The organism is Bradyrhizobium sp. URHC0002, assembly GCF_054059515.1.
In genome coordinates this window covers 851,825-869,842 of record NZ_JBSSCF010000001.1, presented here as the reverse complement: position 1 = coordinate 869,842, position 18,018 = coordinate 851,825, and the positions used below count along the sequence as shown (strand labels likewise).

Genomic DNA, 18,018 nt, shown 5'->3' with positions numbered 1-18,018 from the left:
CGCTTCGGCCGATGAAACGGAGCCTTTGATGAACAAGTCCCTTCGCGTTATTTGCGTATTGGCCAGCTTCTGGACGGCCTCCACGGCGCATGCCGACAACTGGCCGTCGCGGCTGATCAAAGCGACCATTCCGTTCGGCCCCGGTAGCGCGGCCGACGTGGTGCCGCGGCTGGTGTTCGAACGTCTCTCCGCCGAACTCGGCCAGCCGATCGTGATCGAGAATCGCGCCGGCGGCGGCGGCGTGCTCGGTTCGGCGCAGGTCGCCAAAGCCGATCCCGATGGCTACAGCATTCTCGCCCAGTCGTCGGCGCTGACGATTGCGCCGGCGATTTTTCCGAGCGCGAGCTTCGACGTCAGCCGCGACCTCGCCTCGGTGCTCATGATCGGATCCAGCGCCAACGTGATGATCGTGCCGAAGGAGCGGTCCTGGAAAGCCATCCAGGACTTCATCGCGGACGCCAAGGCCAAACCCGGCTCGATCTCGTTCGGTTCGGTCGGCATCGGCAGCGCCGTGCATATCAGCGCCGAGAAATTCCGCCTTGCCGCCGGCATCGAGGCCACGCATGTGCCGTATCGCGCCGGCCCCGAGGTGATCGCCGATATCCTGGGCGGGCGGATCGACCTGTATTTCTGCCCGCTCGCGACCGCGCTGCCGCTGATCCGCGAGGGCCAGGTCCGCGCGCTCGTGGTCTCGACGCCAAAGCGCGTCGCCGATCTGCCTGACGTGCCGACACCGGTCGAGATCGGCTTGAAGGACGCCGACAGCGTGATCTGGTTCGGCGTGTTCGCGCCGGTAAAGACGCCGCGCGAGGTCGTCGAGAAGCTGCATGCGGCTGGCAAGAAGGTGCTGACCGATCCGGCGATGCAGGCGAGCCTGAAAAAGCTCGGCATCGAGCCGATGCCGATGAAGCCGGCCGAGATGGACGACCTCGTCAAGCGCGAGACGGCGGCCAATCTGGAGCTGATCAAGGCCGCGGGCATCAAGCCGTAGGGGGAGGGTTGCAATCCCGGCGGGTTGAGGAGAGGGGAACGGCTCGCTAGACATGGCGGGTCGCTTTCCCTCCGGTCCGGATGCCCCAGCCCATGAGCGCTTTGTTTACCCCGATCAAGCTGCGCGGCCTCCCGCTTGCCAACCGCATCATGGTGGCGCCGATGTGCCAGTACTCGTCCGTCGACGGCGAGGCCAATGACTGGCACTTCACCCACGTCAATTCGCTGGCGCTGTCGGGCGCCGCGATCTTCTGCATCGAGGCGACCGCGGTGGAGGCGATCGGCCGCATCACGCCCGGCTGTCTCGGTCTCTACAACGACGCCACCGAGGCCGCGCTGAAGCCCATTCTCGCCTCGGTGCGCAAGCGCTCGAAGGCTAAGGTGATGATCCAGCTCGCGCATGCTGGCCGCAAGGCCTCGAGCCACACGCCATGGGACGGCGGGCAACTGATCCCGCTGGCCGAAGGCGGCTGGCGGGCGGAGGGGCCTTCGGCGATCCCGCACAAGGAGGGCGAGACGCCGCCGCTCGCGTTCGACGCGGCGGGATTGAAGCGCGTGCGCGACGCCTTCGTGGCCGCCACGAAGCGCGCCGAGCGGCTCGGCATCGACGCCATCGAGGTGCACTCCGCGCACGGCTATCTCCTGCATCAGTTCCTGTCGCCGATATCAAACCGGCGCACCGATCAGTATGGCGGCTCGTTGGCTAATCGCATGCGCTTTCCGCTCGAGGTGTTCGACGCGGTGCGTGCGGCGTTCCCGCACGACAAGCCAGTGGGATTGCGCGTCTCCTGTACCGACTGGGTCGAGGGCGGCTGGGATCTTGAGCAGACGATTCAATTTGCGCACGAACTCAAGGCGCGCGGCGTCGACTGGATCGACGCCTCCTCGGGCGGCGTGTCGCCGTTGCAAAAAATTCCGCTCGGCCCCGGCTACCAGGTTCCGTTCGCGCAGGCGATCCGCGAGGCGACGGATCTCACCACCATCGCCGTCGGCCTGATCACGGAAGCGAAGCAGGCCGAGGAGATCGTCGCCTCCGGCAAGGCCGACATGGTCGCACTCGCCCGCGCCATGCTCTACGATCCGCGCTGGGGCTGGCATGCCGCGGCCGAACTCGGCGGCGAGGTTTTTGCCCCACCGCAATACTGGCGCTCGCAGCCCTCGACGCAGAAGGCGCTGTTCGGCGCCACCACGTTCGGGACGAGGTAGCGCGTCACTCCGCCGCGCGAACTTCTGCCCATCCGATTCGACATATCTCGGCCATACGCCTCGCATGCTATGCTCTCGCTTGCGCGCGACAGACGCGCTTTCAAAAAACGAACAGCGAGAGGACACCCCATGGAGATCGGATATTTTACGATGCCGTCCCATCCGCCGGAGTGCGGATTGAAAGAGGGTCACGACTGGGACCTGCAGACGCTGCGATGGCTCGATGAGCTCGGCTATCAGGAAGCCTGGATCGGCGAGCACCACACTGCGCCCTGGGAACCGCATCCCTCGCCCGATCTCCTGCTGGCGCAGGCGTTTTTGCAGACCAAAAATATCCGTCTCGGCCCCGGTGGTTTCCTGCTGCCGTATCATCACCCGGCCGAACTCGCCAACCGCGTCGCGATGCTCGATCACCTCTCCGGGGGACGGCTGAATTTCGGCGTCGCGGCATCGGGCCTGCCGAGCGACTGGGCGATGTTCAACGTCGACGGCATGTCCGGCCAGAACCGCGACATGACCCGCGAGGCACTGGAGATCATTTTGAAGATGTGGACCGAGGACGCACCCTGGACCCACACCGGAAAGTTCTGGACCGTGAGCAAGCCCGACACCATGTTCGACTTCCTCAAGCCCCACCTCAAGCCGGTGCAGGCGCCGCACCCGCCGATCGGCGTCGCCGGCCTGTCGAAAGGTTCGGACACGCTCAAGCTTGCGGGCGAGCGCGGCTTCATTCCGATGAGCCTCAACCTCAACCCGGCCTATGTCGGCAGCCACTGGGAATCGGTTGAGATCGGTGCTGCCAGGACCGGACGCAAGCCCAATCGGCAGGACTGGCGGCTGGTGCGCGAAGTCTTCATCGCCGACACCGACGAAGAGGCATGGCGGCTGTCGGTCGGCGACATGATGGGCCGGATGATGACCGAATATTTTCTGCCTCTGCTCGGCCATTTCGGCTTCAAGGATTATCTGAAGGCCTCTCCCGACGTGGCGGACAGCGACGTCACCGCCGAATATTGCGCCCGCAACAACTGGATCGTCGGCTCGCCTGCGACCGTCACCGAGAAGATCGAAAAAATCTATCACGAGGTCGGCGGCTTCGGCACGCTCCTGGTGTTCGGCTTCGACTACAAGCACAAGCCGGAGGCGTGGCACAATTCGCTGCGCCTGTTGAAGCAGGAAGTGATGCCACGGCTGAAGCATCTCGACGCGGGCCTGACCAAGGCGGCGTGATTCGCGTACGTCATTGCGAGGAGCGAAGCGACGAAGCAATCCATATCGCAGCATAACGGATAGATGGATTGCTTCGCTGCGCTCGCAATGACGGAGAGGTGCGTCGCCGCTCGCGCTTCGCCCTCCCTCAACCCGTTTTCGGCGGTGCGTCGGCGGCGCGGACTTGCCAGAATTTCAGCAGGCGCCGGGCGCTTTCGACCGTCAGCTTGCCGTATTGCTCCTTGGCTTTCGCCAGTTCAAGGCGGCCCATGCTGCCCGAGGCGAAGCGGCTGTCGAGCACGGCTGCGACCGTATCCCAATTCAATCCGGCGACGCGGCAGGGGATCAGCACGCCGTCGTCGCGCAGGCTCTGCATGACGGGGCGGATCACATCGATGGTCGAGCCGGATAATTCGGCCAGCGCCGCAACCGTCTCGGCGTATTTCCGCTCTTTCGCAAACGCCAGCAACTCCGGCTCGCTGAGCTTGCCGTGTTTCGCAAGTGCTGCGACGAAGCGGCGGGCCGCGTTGAAATCGCGCGTGCGCGACATTTCGCGGTTGGCGCCGGCGGCGGCGACGGCGATCGCGCTCCTGATATCCTCGAACAGATGCGGCGGGGCGCGCGACAACAGCCGCGTGCGCACGGCCTCGGTGGCGCTGCGCAACAATTGCTGGCGCTGCTCGGCCGGCAGGTCGACGCGAATGCCGGTCTCGACCGCCAGATCAGGATCGCTCTCCGCCTGCTTCAGCACGACGGCATAGCCTGAAGCCGACATCCGCGCGCCGGGATTGGTGACGAGCCGCCGGCTGACGGAAGGGTAGTGCCGCTTCAACAGCGCATCGGTGACGATCTCGGTCAGCCACCAGCGCCCGGAGATCGCGAGCAGATGCTGCTCGCCCTTGGTTTGCGCGAGCGCGACCAGATCGTCGGCCGAAAGCCGCGCCGATTCGGTCAGCACGGGCCGCGCGATCGAAATCTCGTCATTCTGCGCCAGGCGGCGGACCACGGTCGCCGGCGCCTGCTTGATGGAAGCGAGCTGCGTGCTCATTTCGGCGAGCGCAATGCGCGCCGAGACATCGGCCAGCGCGCGCAGCTCGACGGTGCGGATCAGCCGTTCCAGCACGTCGCCGAACAGCTCGATCTGTTCGCCGGAATAGCCGTCGGCGGACACCAGAAACAGGTCGGTGACCTGCCTCAGCGTATCCAGATGTTTTTCCGTCGAGCCGGCCTTGATGGCCGCCTCGACTTCGTCGGCGATCGATCGTTCCAACATCGCTCGTCCTGAGCGTTTCAAGCCGGTTCTGGCAGCGGAGCGTTGAGAATAGGGGGCAGTGTTGAACGATCCGTAAACCATTTGGGTCGGGAGGCGGCGGGAATGGGGCCGTAAGATTGCGGGGGTGCTAGGCCAGTGGCCGAGCGGTGCGGCGCGGCTTCCGTAGGCGGCAACGCCGCGCGTCTCGAACCACGAGGCCCCCCGCTCTCTCCACGTCATTGCGAGCGCAGCGAAGCAATCCATCTATCCCCGCGTTGAACCATGGATTGCTTCGCTTCGCTCGCAATGACGAACGGATAGAGTGACGCCGTGAATGGTGGGCACGCTTCGCTTTGCCCACCCTACGAAACTACGCATCCTCTTCCACCTCTGCGGACGCATGCGCCGGCGCCGCTGGCATTGGAAACTTCTCGAAATGCTTCGGCAAGTTCACCGGCCGGTAGCTCGGCATCGCGTCCATGCGCTCAAGCGCGGATTCGTGGATCATCGCGCCGTCGGGAATGAAGCGCGGTTCGGCGTCGGGGATGTAATAGCCGAAATGGACTTTTCGAGCCGGCCATTCCTTGTAGGTCGCGCTCTTCGGAATGTATTCGAGGATCCACCACGGGCCCTTCAGCGAGGTGTGCAGGTCGCCGCGCACGTCAGGCACGACATAGGAGAACGGTGAGCCCTTGCGCTGAATGCCCCAGGCGAGCTGGTTGACGGTGGCCTGGTTGACCTGCAGGCCGCATTTCGTCGCCTCGTCGATCATCCAGAGCAGCGGATATTTGGAGAGCCCGCTTTGCCTTTCCGGATAGCCGCCGCCGATATCGGCATGGACGCCTGCGAACCACACCTGCAAAATATCCTGCGGCTCGGCATGCGCGTCGTTGAAGCGGTTGTGCTTGTAGGTCTGCGGGTCGTCCCACTTCTTGAGGCGGAACATGCAGCGCCGCTCGTCCATCGAGATCGCCTGCCGGAACGTCTGCACGCTCGGGTTCACAAGCGTGAATGCCAGCTCCTCCAGGCTCGGCCAATAGAAGCGATCGGCCCGCGGCACGATCACGCTCGCGACCGTATCCCAGACGCCGACAAAGCGGATGGTGGGCCAGCGCGTCGAGGTGATGCGTGCGAATTGCGCGGCGTTGTCGAAGGCGGTCTGCGGAGCTGCGTCTTCCGCGGCGGCGACATCGACGGCCGACTTGATCTTCGCGCGCAGCTTCGGCGCCTCGTCGGAGGAGAACTGCTTGTAGGCGATCAGGCCTGAGCCCGCGAGATTGACCTGCTCCGGCGTGATCAGGCCGACTTTATGAATGAGCCCCGCCAGCACCCGCACGGTATAGGCGCCGCGGGAAAAGCCGAACAGGTAGATCTGGTCGCCGGCCTGATAGGTGTGGACCAGGAAGGAATAGGCCGCGAGCACGTTGTCATCGAGCCCATAGCCGGTGGCCAAGCCCAGGATGGCGTTGAAATCCTGCTTCAATTTGTGCCACGGGTCCGGCCGCTCCAGCGTGCCGACCCCCGGATCGTAAAACACGAGCTGCCGCGGCTGTGTCTTCTCCGTCTTGCGCAGGCAGCGATAGAGCTTCAAGACGTTGGAAATGTTTTCGGAAATCTCGTTGCCGGTGCCGTCGCAGCAGATGATGATATTGCGCATGGTAGTATTCCCCCGACGCTACCTAGGCGAGTATAGCTGATTTCGGGAATTTTGTATGACGCCGCGAGCGCCTAACGCGCGTCATCCACGGCATTTCGGGGCGTGAGATTGGAGCCTCTTCAGGCTGCCTCGGTGACGGCGCGAATCTTCAGGTGCACCCCGGTTTCTTCCTGCAATGCGCCGATGACGCCGAGCAGGTTCTCGGCGGTGGGATTGCCGTCCGGCCCGAACATCCGCATCAGGCTTTTCGGCGAACGCTTGAGCACCACCCCCAGCCGGTCGAATCCAACAGTTGCGTTGATATAGGCCCGTAGCGCCGCGCGGCCCTCATCGGTCTCGCCCTGCAGCAGGGCCTGCACCGCCTCCTGAAACAGCGCCCGGCGAAAGGCGGGCTCGCGCTCCGCCCGCGCCCGCACCGTGTCGCGAAAATTCCGGGTCAGTGGCATGGGCGTCATCCTTCACTGCGCTTGCGTTTCTTGTAATCGCGCCAGCGGCGCAGCGCGGCCTCGATGTCGTTCTGCTGCCTCCGCTTGGTCCCCCCGCCAAGCAGAATGACCAGCACCTTGCCGTCCCATCCGAAGTAAACGCGATAGCCAGGTCCGCGATTGATCTTCAGTTCGGCAGCGCCTTCGCCGATCGGCTTGACGTTCGACGTATTGCCCTCGGCGAGCCGCTCGATCGCGACCGTCACGCTCGCCGCGGCCTGTGTGTCGAGATCGTCGAACCAGCGGCGGAAGGGGCTGCTTCCTTCCGAAACGTATTCCTCAATCCGTATCATTTGGTATCATATATGTTACTATAATGCAAGCCGACTCTGGCCGCGAGCAGCGTTGAAATCCTGCCACGGGTCCGGCCGCTCCAGCGTGCCGACCCCCGGATCGGAGCGAGTCTTGGCTTGTCCGAGGCAGCAACGGGTCAAGGTCTCATGCGGGCGTCTCGCCCGTGACACGTTTGGACAGCGTTGCTGCCTCAATATCCATCCCCTCTCTATTGCACCTGTTGCAATTCAAAAAAGCCTTCGCGCAAAGGGGAACCGGATGCGCTAGGTTGCATTTCTAGACGTACGGCACACTTGCGATGTCAAGTCGACCCTCACAACAACGAAGGACGCGACCATGCCAAGAGTGAAGCAAGCTTCGAAGCACGCGCGCACAACCAAAGCCGTCGCCGCAACGGCACTCGGTACAGCCGGACTGGGACTTTCGCTGGGCGGCAGCGCATCCGCGAACACGATGCCCACTGCTGATTTTCCGCCGTCTCACAACATCCCGCCCGATCAGCGCTTCGTTCTTGGCGAAGAGGAAATGGCCGACGTCAGTCTCGCCACGTTCTATCTCTCCGATAAGGAAATCGCTCGCAGCGACATGATGCAGCTCGCCGTCGTTGTTGTTCGCCGGGGTTGCGGTGGTTGCCGTGGCTGCCGCGCTTGCCGTGGCTGTGCTGTGCGTGGCTGCGGTGGTTGCGGTGGCTGCGGGGTCGGCGGCTGCTGCGCACGCTGGGGACGCTGCCGCATATGCTAGGTTCCGCGACCTAGCGGATGAACGATAAAACCTGACGAACTGCCGCGCGGGCATCTCCGCCCGCCGGTCGGCGGTTTTTTTCCGCGTCGCTGATCGGCAGTGTTTGGCAAATCCTGAAAAGGTCCCGCCGCTCCACCATCGGCCAACCCCGCTGTTTTTTTACGGCTGGGTCTTCTCCGTCTTGCGCGGGCAGCGATAGAGCTTCAGCACATTGGAGATGTTCTCGGAAATCTCGTTGCCGGTGCTGTCGCAGCAGATGATGATGTTGCGCATGGTAGTGCTCTCCAATGCTACCTTAGCGAGCATAGCAGAACTTTGGGGGTTGTTGGGCAAGTCTTGAGCTAGACTGTCTGTCAGTGCGCGGTGACGTGGAGGACTTGAGCCGTGCCGCGCTAGCTTGCTCGAAATTGTCGCTACATTCCGTGCCCGCCGTCTGTCCGACCGAGTGAACGAAGCTGCTACCTTCCTCGCAGCGGCTTTCCTACTTTCATCTGAAGATCGTGCAGATCTTCAAGTAGATCAGGCGGCAAGCCCCGGATGGCCGGTAGCAATATGGCGTGTACTACTGTCATCACACGTTCGGCTGCCGTCCTGAATCTCTTGAGTCGTTGAAACTCGGCCGGGTTTAGCGCTGCTACGCTGTCAAATCTCTTGATCCGTTCAAGAACTTCTGGATGAGTATCGAGAATGCCTTCCTCGGTCGAACCAAGAGCCTGTTCGGTCTCTCTAAGCGTTCTTAGGGCGAGCAATAGCACGATGCCTCCAGCCCCCGAAGACAGATACGGATTTTGGATCCAATGGCCAGACGCTTCTAGCGCAGTACCGATGCGCAGTGCGAATTGATCAGCTTCAAACTCTTCATTACTTGAATCCGCATCAAGGTCCTTCCCGTGCCGGTGATGATGATGGCCGTACTCATGGGCGACCACGAATATCTCCATCGCACAGGCGATGTCCTCGAAGGCTATGATTTCGTCGGGGGTCGACGGTTTGTACTGGGTGAGCACATGCGTTCCGGTCATCGCAAAGGAGAGGTAGATTCTGAGCCAATATTGAACGAGCCCCGGAGCGCGGCACAAGGTCGTGCATGCGCTTTTCAGATCGAACTCTTCGCCATCCCAACCAAAGGGGTCCGCGCGTACCGTTCGAAGAAATGCGCGAGCAATCAGGCCGCAAAACCGAAAAAGAAATGCACTTACTGTGACGATGCTCTCTTCTGTCATAATCACATTTATCTTAGCAGCCGTCGCCCAAGCGCGCGGCTCGACGCCGCGCGCTATTTTGGCGTGAGAGTTCAGTTTGAGATAATCCATCGCAGCTTCAACCTCGTTGCATAGCCTATCAAGATGCAACTCAACGGAGGGATTCACGCCAGGGCTCGTTACAGAAGCGGTGGCTTGCTGCATTCGACCCCGTTCTGTTACAAGTCGAATGGTATCTTCGCTCCATCCGGAGTCTCGAAGGCCCTTTGCCATTCGCGCTTCGTCTTCCGCGGAATCGTGCTCTGGATCCATCAAGGCGGCGCCTTCTTCGTTCGCCAGATTGGCAAATACTTGCTCCCAAAGTTGCTTGGCGGAATCGTTGTCCTTTTTCGATGTCATCTCTGTCGTTAAGCCTTAGGAGCCAAATCTGATAACGTAGTGGATCTTGAGCTAACTCGCAGTGTAGCTCGTGATGTTCGCTGCTTTTGGTTCTTCGTCCAGGACGAATGTTACGCTGTATCGTGCGCGCGTTATGCCTACGTACAGTTTTGAGGCGGATCCTGAAACGTAGGAAGAGTCCCCAGTGGAGAGCCACCTTTTCCCAAGTTGATGTGGAAAAATAAGAACGCGGTCAAATGATAGTCCCTTGGACTCGCCGAAGTTAAGCGCGTCGTATCCGGAACAGTCAGTCTTGACGTCGAGTCGCAAAACTTGAGGGCGATACTTTTTCATATATTCGTCAACTTCGCGGGAGTGGATGTAAAAAACTCCATCGTGCCCTGTATCCGACAGATTGTGAGAAATTGTCCTTGGGTCGTCCGGAAAAAGGTTGTCCGCAAAAGCGGCGATGCTTTGATTGCAGCGATAGGTGTCTAGTTCATTGGTGACTTCACAAAGTCCCGCCGTATTCCATTCTTGGAACTTCTTCTTGATCTTGGTGCCGACATATCCACGATTTCGCGCGGAATTGTTGGTTCGGAAAGTTGATTGCCGATGATCGCCGACTAAGGTCACTCGTATCTTTGAGCGGAGGATTAATTCTACTAAGTCAAGATCGTAGCCAGCGAGATCTTGAACCTCGTCGATGTAGATTCGATCGAAGCGCTGCTCTAATCGTCGTACTACGGCCCCTTGCGATGCGTTGTCGCATGCGCAGATGAACTGAGCGATTTTGTCGGAATATATGAGCTTGTCCGAATCAAAGTAGAAGCGTTCAGTGTTTGATTGTTTAGCAAAACGGTCCGATCGTTGTTGACTCCAATGAATTCCCTTAATGCGCCATTGTATTAATGCAGATTGATAAGGGCGCGCTAACTCTCGCAAGAGGAATGAGTACCAAGACCACACTTCGGTATGCGGTGGGATCGATCGATTAATAGTATAGAGTTTGCCTGCAATCTCCTGAACGTTATTCTGAGTGTAAGTCACAAGCGCGGATCGCTCGGCCGATCGTTCCAAGGCTCGCTGTACGATTCTTGTCGTCTTCCCCCCGCCGGCCGCGGCAATTATGACTTCGCTCATGAGCTAATATACGGCATTGGAAATGTAATCAGGTACTGTCCAACTAAGTTGAGTCTCAAAGAATTTTAGTGCGCATTCTGTTTTGTGGTCCGACATGTATTTTAGGAGTTCATCATCGGTATCAAAAGACTTTTCGAGAATGGCATTTACAAGTTCGCGACCGTTGCTCCGCAATAGTTGCGGCTCTAGCGTCGCAAAATCTTCGTCTCGGTCGTATTCTATGTCGATAGTGCGATGATTGAGGTAGTCTTTGTATTTACGTTCTAGCTTTTCGACGTCGCCGTCGTTGTCTGTGACGACGTCAACGTCGATGCTGAGAATGTCGGCGATCTCCAAGAAACGCTTAAAGGCGAGCGAGCTTACAGAGATCACGTCGATACCCATCTCTAGAGGCATTTTCCCGAAGCTCATCAAGTATGCTTTTTGCACAATTAGTTCATCGGATGGGCCCTCAACCAGAACAGCTCGTTTCGAAAGAATGAGTCTGAGAGTGTCGTAGCCCGGAAGCTTCATGAAATAATCGTATGTCTCTTTTTGAAGGGCCCGTAGTGTGGTCGCATTGCCTGCGCGAAACATCAAAACTGAATCGACGCCGAGTTTGTTAAGTACAAAGCTGCTATGGGTCGTGATGATGAGTTGCCGGTTGTTGAGGCGATCTGAGATGTGTTTAAGGAGCACGCTCAAATTGGAGAATGCCAGATGATTCTCTATTTCCTCGATCAGGAAGAGGTGCGACTCTGCCGACGTTTCCATCGCTAGCTTAATCTTGACGCTGTTTTGCTCGCCCTTCCCAACAAGGGTCATGGGGATGTCGTCTAGATGTGGGATTACATTGACTTCCCAACCGGCGCGCGACGATGTATCCAGCGAGATCGACAAGGATTTGTTGGAAACAACGTCTTTCTTCTTGTCGAGTGCCTTGTTGATCTCTCTGACCTTCTCCTCGGCAAGAAACTTATCCTTCAAAAGTCGATATGAAAGTGCCAAGTCGACTTGATCTTTTTTGCTAAGGCCGTCTTTGATCAAGTCGAGGACGTAGCGGCTGGCAGCCGCGTTATTTCTGATTGTGCTCGCATCGATAAAGCTAGGCTTTATCGGTATTGAGCGCGATGTGACCTCATTGTCTGCGAAGTCGCGCCATCGGACTACATAGTATTCTATCGGGATGGTTTTTATGAGCGTTGGGTCAGCAACGTAAACACCATATTCGCTCCGATACTCTTCGTTGAACTCAATCGAGAGCTTCACGCCTGGAGTATCCTCCTTTAGCGAGTTGTTTTGTCCCTTTAGTCTTGCGAGCGCGGAATCGTTTGCAAAATACAACTCAACTAGAATGCTAGGCGGCGGTGCTGGAGCCTTGCTGCTGAGGGATCTGACGTAATTCGAAACAGTGGCAGAGTTAAACAGATGAGGATGCAATTCCGCTTGGATATGCCGCCCGTTCAATTGGCCACTTAGCGCGAGATATATGGCCTCTAGAAAGGTTGATTTGCCGCATTCGTTGTCGCCAACAATAATATTCAGGTGCTTGTTCAGCAGAACAGTTGTTGCGGGCAAGCAGCGATAATTTCGAATCACGACCTTCGAGATATTCACGACGAATGCTCCCCAGCCTTCTGTCGATTCGGATTTGCGTGCAACTAATGGTAGCAGTTTCGCTCGAAGTTAACCAACAACAAGGCTTAAAACAAAAACGGCCGGGTCTTTCGACCCGGCCGCTCCAAACTCTGATCCGCCGATGTAGCTAAGTCTCAGCTCGCCTTCTTCACGAACACCGGCTTGCCGACCTTCTTCTCGATGGCGCGCTTCAGATCCAGCGCACGGGGGGAGAGCAGGTCGGCCTTGGCCTTGATCAGGTAGGCGTCGAGGCCGCCATTGTGGTCGACGCTCTTGAGCGCATTGGTCGAGACGCGCAGGCGCACGTTGCGGGCGAGCGCGTCCGAGATGAAGGTGACGTTGACCAGGTTCGGCAGGAAGCGCCGCTTGGTCTTGATGTTCGAGTGGCTCACCTTGTGGCCCACCTGGGGGCCCTTGGCCGTCAGTTCGCAGCGCCGGGACATCTGAAAATCCTCTTCCATCCCCGCCATAGGCAAGCGCATCTCGCGGCTGCGCGGGGGTCCAAAATCGCGTCCATTTCCAGGAACTGCGGTCGTATAGGGGGAGATGGCCATCCGGTCAAGGTTTTTGGGCGGCATGGCGCCCGTTCCGGCCTGCCCAAGCCCCTTGTTTTGACGCGTTTTCTTCACCCGAGCCGGAATCCGCCGGGGATCTGAGGCCAGGGCAGGCGGTGCTTGCCAAACGCTGACGTCCGAACCGCGGAATTGGGCCGGTTTCCAGCTACTTAAGGGATCATATAAAGGGCGTAATCCCCGCCGACACCTTGGCTTTCGTTAAGGGGCTAAGGCCTTGGCCTTCCGCAAAGCGGCGAAAGGCGATGCGAGGTCTGATGATTGCGTGGTTTTCGCTGATGCTGCGCGTTGTTTGCCGGATATTTCTGCCTAAATGAACATCCAATCGCGCCGATCCCGGGATAAGCCATTCGTGACTGCCAAACGCGCCGTTTCGCCGCTCGCAAGGCTCGGTTTCAGCCTGTGCGCCATCGCGTTCGCTGCACTGGCGCCGCAGGCGGCGTCCGCGCAGGGTCGGCTGGATGCGCAATATGAGGCGACACTGGCGGGCATCCCGGTCGGCAAGGGCGCCTGGACCATCGAAATCGGCGACGACACGTTTTCGGCCGCAGCCCAGGGCGGCACCGCCGGGCTGTTGAAAGCGTTTTCCGGCGGCACGGGTTCCGGCGCCAGCCAGGGCCGCGTCGTGGGCGGCGCGCTGGTCGCGAATGCCTATACCGCCACGACAACCACGCAGAAGAAGTCCGAAACCATCCGGCTCCTGCTGGCCAACGGCAATGTGAAGGAGTTTTCGATCGATCCGGCTCCGCCGGTCGATCCGGACCGGGTCGTCGTAACCGATGCGCACCGCAAGGGCGTGCTGGATCCCATGACGGGCTCGATGCTGCGCGTGGCCGGCAATGGCGAGGTGCTGTCGCCCGAATCCTGCCGTACCGGTGCGGGGATTTTTGACGGACGGATGCGCTACGACCTCAAGCTCGATTACAAGCGCATGGAAACGGTGAAGGCCGAGCGCGGCTATCACGGGCCGGCGCTGGTCTGCGCCGTCTACTTCACGCCGGTTGCGGGCTACATCCCCGATCGCCCCGTGATCAAATATCTCGCCACCGAACGCCGGATCGAGATCGCCTTCGTGCCGATCGCGGGAACCCGCGTTTTGGTTCCATTCCGCATGACGATACCGACGCCATTCGGGCTGGCGATGCTGGAGGCGACGTCGTTCGTGACGACTGCGATGCCGCCAAGGGTGGCGAAGACGAATTGAAGTTTCGGGCGGCGCTCCGCTGTCGTCCCTGCGAACGCAGGGACCCATACGCCGCGGCCCTGCAGATTGAGGGACTCGGAGTTGCCACATGCGCCAACCAATGAGCGCCTGCGGTTATGGGTCCCTGCGTTCGCAGGGACGACGAGATAGCGGAATCCGCCTTGACTCTTACCCACTTCTGATTCGACTCCGGCCTTTAAGGATTTCACCCCAAGACCGCCGCTTGTGGAGCACTCGCAAACTTGATCTAGTGTTGTTCGGAGCGCTTCAGCGCGAGATGTTGCGGTGAACGTATCGGGTTTGGCAGGAGTCAGCGATTCGGGCGCGTTTCGTTCCAGACTCGTTCCAGACCTTAAGCCGCGACCGCATCGCCGTCGCAAAGTGAAACAGATTCGGCCGATTTGACGCCGTGCGACCAGAAAGGCTTCGCTCCTCGCAAAGAAGGTACCCTCATGGTGAGGAGGCGCGATAGCGCCGTCTCGAACCATGAAGCTCCACTGGTGCCATTCATCCTTCGAGACGCCGCTAACGCGGCTCCTCAGGATGAGGTCTGGCACCTGCGATTCGAGCGACGGCATTTAAAAAAGAAACACCTGCAACACATGGCTTTCTCACCCTCCACGTTCGCGAACGATCGCGCGCCCGGCGCCGGCGTCACCGCCGTGCTCGGGCCGACCAACACCGGCAAGACCCATCTCGCCATCGAGCGGATGCTGGGGCATTCGTCGGGCGTGATCGGCCTGCCGCTGCGGCTGCTCGCGCGCGAGGTCTACAACAAGATCGCGGATCGCGCGGGCGCAGACAGCGTCGCGCTCGTCACGGGTGAAGAGAAGATCAAGCCGAAGAACCCGCGCTACTGGGTCTCGACCGTCGAGGCGATGCCGCGGGATCTCGACGTGAGTTTCCTGGCCGTCGACGAAATCCAGATCGCGGCCGATCTCGAGCGCGGGCATGTGTTCACCGACCGCATCCTGCATCGCCGCGGCCGCGACGAGACGCTGCTGCTGGGGGCTGCGACCATGCGTCCCATCATCGAGCGGCTCTTGCCCGGCGCGTCCATCATCACACGGCCTCGGCTGTCGCAGCTCGAATTCGCCGGCGACCGCAAGATCACGCGCCAGCCGCGCCGCACCGCGATCGTCGCGTTCTCGGCCGATGAAGTCTACGCCATCGCCGAACTGATCCGCCGCCAGCACGGCGGCGCTGCTGTTGTATTGGGCTCGCTCAGCCCGCGCACACGCAATGCGCAGGTCGCCATGTTCCAGAACGGCGACGTCGATTATCTCGTCGCCACCGATGCCGTCGGCATGGGGCTCAACCTCGACGTCGATCACGTGGCCTTTGCATCGGATCGCAAATACGACGGCTATCAGTTCCGCAGGCTCAATCCGTCCGAGTTCGCGCAGATCGCGGGCCGCGCGGGGCGCGCCACGCGCAACGGTACTTTCGGCACCACCGGGCGCTGTGCGCCGTTCGAGCCGGAACTGGTGAACGCGCTGCAGAACCACACCTTTGACAGCGTCAAAATGCTGCAGTGGCGCAATTCGAAGCTGGATTTTTCCTCGCTCGGCGCGCTGCAGGTGTCGCTGGCGCTGTCGCCGGGGCATGAGGCCTTGACCCGCGCGCCGATTGCCGAGGATCAGCGCGTGCTCGATCACGCCGCCCGCGACGGCGAGGTGAGGGACATGGCCCACGGCGCGGCAGCGGTGGAACGGCTGTGGGACGCCTGCCAGATCCCGGACTACCGGCGTCTCGCGCCCGCGGCCCACGCCGAGCTCGTGACCACGCTTTATGCATTCCTGATGAAGAAGGGCCGCATACCGGACGCATGGTTCGCCGCCCAGGTCGACCAGGCCGACCGCGTGACCGGCGATATCGACACGCTGTCGGGCCGGATCGCGCAAATCCGCACCTGGACCTTCGTCGCCAACCGCCCGGACTGGCTGTATGACCCCGATCACTGGCAGGGGATCGCCCGGGAGGTCGAAAATAAATTATCCGATGCGCTGCATGAACGCCTAACGGAGCGTTTCGTTGACCGGCGGACCAGTGTATTGATGCGCCGCCTGCGGGAGAACTCAGTTTTGAATACGGAAATTGGCAAGACCGGCGAAGTGATTGTGGAAGGCCACGCGATCGGCCGGCTCGATGGGTTTACCTTTGCACCCGATGCGGCGGAAGCCGGCTCGGATGCGAAAGCGTTGCAGGCGGCAGCGCAGCAGGTGCTCGCCAGCGAGATCGACGCGCGCGCCACCAAGCTTGCCGCAGCGCCCGACGACCAGTTCGTGCTGACGTCAGACGGCACCATTCGCTGGACCGGCGACGCCGTGGCAAAGCTCGTCGCGGCCGACGATGCGCTGCATCCGCGATTGCGCATCATTGCCGACGATCGCCTCTCCGGCGCGCCGCGCGAGGCCGTGCAGGCGCGGCTCGATCTATGGCTGAAGACGCATATCGAGAAGCTGCTGGGGCCGCTGTTCGGGCTCTCCAAGGCCGAGGACATCACCGGCATCGGGCGCGGCATCGCGTTCCAGCTGGTGGAAGCGCTCGGCGTGCTGGAGCGCGCAAAGATTTCCGCCGAGATGAAGGATCTCGACCAGGCCTCGCGCGCGACGCTGCGCAAATACGGTGTGCGGTTCGGCGCCTATCACATCTATTTCCCCGGGCTGCTGAAGCCCGCCGCGCGCGCGCTGGCTTCGCTGCTGTGGGCCGAGAAGCAGGACAATGTCGACATGTCCGCGCTGTCGGGCGCGCAGCATCTGGCGAGCTCGGGCCGCACATCGTTTCCGGTCGACAAGGCATTGCCCCGCGACGCCTATCGCCTGCTCGGTTACCGCCAGTGCGGCGAACGCGCGGTGCGCGTCGATATTCTGGAGCGGCTCGCGGATCTCATTCGTCCAGCGCTGGCGTGGCGCGAGTCTTCGCCCGGCGAAAAGCCGACCGGCGCATTCGACGGCCGCGGGTTTGTGGTGACGCAGGCGATGACCTCGCTCACTGGATCCGCCGGCGAAGACTTCGCATCGATCCTGCGCGCGCTCGGCTACCGCATGGACAAGCGCGCGCCGCTGCCGCCGAAGCCCGCGCCTGAGGTCGTTGTGGAGACGCCGTCCACTGAGACGCCGCCGGTGGAAGCCAGCGCCGAAGCAACGTCCGAGACGCCGGTGGAAGAAGTCGCCACCGACCTGCCGATGTCGGGCGATCCCGCGCCATCAGCATCGCTGCTGCCCAGCGTCACGCCGATACCCGTCGCAAGCGAAGAGCCTGCAGCTGTGGTCGAGGCCGCGGTCGTCGAGACCATGCCGGCGGAAGCCGCGATTCTGGACACGCCCCCGGAACAGCAGGTGTCGGAAGCGACGAGCGCCACGGAAGCTGCGGCTGAGCCCGCAACTGCGAGCGCAGCGCCTGTTGAATCCGAAGCGCCGGCGGAAGCCGCTGAGGCCAAATCCGCTGAAGCAGCGCCCGAAGCGAAATCCGAGACGCCGGCCGAGCCTGTACTCGTCGAGGTCTGGCGGCCCGGCGGTCGTTCCGAAGAACGCCGTCCGCATCACGACCGCAACCGCCAGCGCCATCACGCCCGCCCGGCCGAAGGCGCGGCAGCCGCAACTGGCGGCGAAGGTGCCGACGGCGCGCCACGCGAGCAGCGCCATCGCCGTGGCCGCCGTAATGACTTCCGCAAAGGCCGCGAGGGCGCACCGGCGGATGCTGTGGCTACTCCGGCGGCTGCTGCTGAGGGCGCACCGGCGGCTGAAGCGCGTCAGGGCCGTCCGCCCCGCGAGCGTTTTGAAGGCAAGGGCCGCGATAACGACAACCGCCGCGACAAGTTCGATCGCAACAAGGGCGACCGCAACAAGGGTGGTGGTGGTCGCGACAAGGGCGAGCGCGGCGGCCGCGATTTCGGCGGCCGCGACAAGGGCGGCCGCGACAAGCGCGACAGTGGCCCCTCGCACCGTCAGTGGGCGACCAGCGCGGCGCCGCGCGAGCGCGACCGTCCGGTCGATCCCAATTCGCCATTTGCAAAACTGGCGGCGCTGAAAGAACAGCTCGCCGCCAATCGCAAGGAATAACGAG

General features: G+C 61.2%; 13 protein-coding genes and 1 pseudogene. 5 read left to right on the top strand and 9 right to left on the bottom strand.

Translation table 11 applies throughout. The features are described 5' to 3' along the window. The first annotated feature begins 28 nt into the window (after window positions 1-28). The 3 genes from ACVWVY_RS04225 (at window position 29) to ACVWVY_RS04215 (ending at window position 3,426) form a co-directional block, all read left to right on the top strand. Entirely contained in the window at window positions 29-991 is a 963-nt protein-coding gene (locus tag ACVWVY_RS04225) for a Bug family tripartite tricarboxylate transporter substrate binding protein (RefSeq protein ID WP_456625200.1), read from the top strand. Window positions 992-1,083: 92 nt separating this feature from the next. Continuing rightward, entirely contained in the window at window positions 1,084-2,196 is a 1,113-nt protein-coding gene (locus ACVWVY_RS04220; RefSeq protein ID WP_456625199.1) for an NADH:flavin oxidoreductase/NADH oxidase, read from the top strand. Window positions 2,197-2,325: 129 nt separating this feature from the next. Continuing rightward, window positions 2,326-3,426, top strand: coding sequence for an LLM class flavin-dependent oxidoreductase (locus tag ACVWVY_RS04215; protein WP_456625198.1), 1,101 nt, complete (start codon window positions 2,326-2,328; stop codon window positions 3,424-3,426). A gap of 127 nt (window positions 3,427-3,553) precedes the next feature. Here the strand turns inward: ACVWVY_RS04215 and ACVWVY_RS04210 are convergent, their stop codons facing one another. From ACVWVY_RS04210 to rpmB, 9 genes and pseudogenes are all read right to left on the bottom strand, one after another. Continuing rightward, a complete protein-coding gene (locus ACVWVY_RS04210; RefSeq protein ID WP_456625197.1) occupies window positions 3,554-4,678 on the bottom strand; it encodes a DUF2336 domain-containing protein in 1,125 nt (374 codons plus the stop codon). A 349-nt stretch (window positions 4,679-5,027) separates the two neighbouring features. After that, the gene (locus tag ACVWVY_RS04205; protein WP_456625196.1) at window positions 5,028-6,314 is read right to left on the bottom strand and encodes a DUF2235 domain-containing protein; all 1,287 of its coding nucleotides are present in this window, start codon (window positions 6,312-6,314) and stop codon (window positions 5,028-5,030) included. A 119-nt stretch (window positions 6,315-6,433) separates the two neighbouring features. After that, window positions 6,434-6,760, bottom strand: a complete 327-nt coding sequence (locus tag ACVWVY_RS04200) for a transcriptional regulator (protein WP_456625195.1) — start codon at window positions 6,758-6,760, stop codon at window positions 6,434-6,436. A gap of 5 nt (window positions 6,761-6,765) precedes the next feature. Beyond that, window positions 6,766-7,092, bottom strand: a complete 327-nt coding sequence (locus ACVWVY_RS04195) for a type II toxin-antitoxin system RelE/ParE family toxin (protein WP_456625194.1) — start codon at window positions 7,090-7,092, stop codon at window positions 6,766-6,768. Between the two features lie 904 nt (window positions 7,093-7,996). Continuing rightward, window positions 7,997-8,107 (bottom strand): annotated as a pseudogene (locus tag ACVWVY_RS04190) (phospholipase effector Tle1 domain-containing protein); the annotation flags it as partial. Window positions 8,108-8,292: 185 nt separating this feature from the next. Then, window positions 8,293-9,435, bottom strand: coding sequence for a hypothetical protein (locus tag ACVWVY_RS04185; protein WP_456625193.1), 1,143 nt, complete (start codon window positions 9,433-9,435; stop codon window positions 8,293-8,295). A gap of 51 nt (window positions 9,436-9,486) precedes the next feature. Then, window positions 9,487-10,557, bottom strand: coding sequence for a UvrD-helicase domain-containing protein (locus ACVWVY_RS04180; protein ID WP_456625192.1), 1,071 nt, complete (start codon window positions 10,555-10,557; stop codon window positions 9,487-9,489). Between the two features lie 3 nt (window positions 10,558-10,560). Next, complete coding sequence (locus ACVWVY_RS04175) at window positions 10,561-12,153, bottom strand: ATP-dependent nuclease (RefSeq protein ID WP_456625191.1); 1,593 nt, start codon at window positions 12,151-12,153, stop codon at window positions 10,561-10,563. 155 nt (window positions 12,154-12,308) lie between these two features. Continuing rightward, window positions 12,309-12,617, bottom strand: coding sequence for a 50S ribosomal protein L28 (gene rpmB / locus ACVWVY_RS04170; RefSeq protein ID WP_456625190.1), 309 nt, complete (start codon window positions 12,615-12,617; stop codon window positions 12,309-12,311). A 442-nt stretch (window positions 12,618-13,059) separates the two neighbouring features. On the opposite strand from rpmB, the gene ACVWVY_RS04165 reads away from it, so the two are divergent. Together ACVWVY_RS04165 and ACVWVY_RS04160 are read left to right on the top strand one after the other, a co-directional pair. After that, a complete protein-coding gene (locus tag ACVWVY_RS04165; RefSeq protein ID WP_456625189.1) occupies window positions 13,060-13,950 on the top strand; it encodes a DUF3108 domain-containing protein in 891 nt (296 codons plus the stop codon). Between the two features lie 602 nt (window positions 13,951-14,552). Further along, a complete protein-coding gene (locus ACVWVY_RS04160) occupies window positions 14,553-18,014 on the top strand; it encodes a helicase-related protein (protein WP_456625188.1) in 3,462 nt (1,153 codons plus the stop codon). The last annotated feature ends 4 nt before the right edge of the window (window positions 18,015-18,018 follow it).

Coding starts and splice junctions, on each gene's coding strand:
- ACVWVY_RS04225 (WP_456625200.1), top strand. CDS start 29: ATGAACAAGTCCCTTCGCGTTATTTGCGTATTGGCCAGCTTCTGGACG.
- ACVWVY_RS04220 (WP_456625199.1), top strand. CDS start 1,084: ATGAGCGCTTTGTTTACCCCGATCAAGCTGCGCGGCCTCCCGCTTGCC.
- ACVWVY_RS04215 (WP_456625198.1), top strand. CDS start 2,326: ATGGAGATCGGATATTTTACGATGCCGTCCCATCCGCCGGAGTGCGGA.
- ACVWVY_RS04210 (WP_456625197.1), bottom strand. CDS start 4,678: ATGTTGGAACGATCGATCGCCGACGAAGTCGAGGCGGCCATCAAGGCC.
- ACVWVY_RS04205 (WP_456625196.1), bottom strand. CDS start 6,314: ATGCGCAATATCATCATCTGCTGCGACGGCACCGGCAACGAGATTTCC.
- ACVWVY_RS04200 (WP_456625195.1), bottom strand. CDS start 6,760: ATGCCACTGACCCGGAATTTTCGCGACACGGTGCGGGCGCGGGCGGAG.
- ACVWVY_RS04195 (WP_456625194.1), bottom strand. CDS start 7,092: ATGATACGGATTGAGGAATACGTTTCGGAAGGAAGCAGCCCCTTCCGC.
- ACVWVY_RS04185 (WP_456625193.1), bottom strand. CDS start 9,435: ATGACATCGAAAAAGGACAACGATTCCGCCAAGCAACTTTGGGAGCAA.
- ACVWVY_RS04180 (WP_456625192.1), bottom strand. CDS start 10,557: ATGAGCGAAGTCATAATTGCCGCGGCCGGCGGGGGGAAGACGACAAGA.
- rpmB (WP_456625190.1), bottom strand. CDS start 12,617: ATGTCCCGGCGCTGCGAACTGACGGCCAAGGGCCCCCAGGTGGGCCAC.
- ACVWVY_RS04165 (WP_456625189.1), top strand. CDS start 13,060: ATGAACATCCAATCGCGCCGATCCCGGGATAAGCCATTCGTGACTGCC.
- ACVWVY_RS04160 (WP_456625188.1), top strand. CDS start 14,553: ATGGCTTTCTCACCCTCCACGTTCGCGAACGATCGCGCGCCCGGCGCC.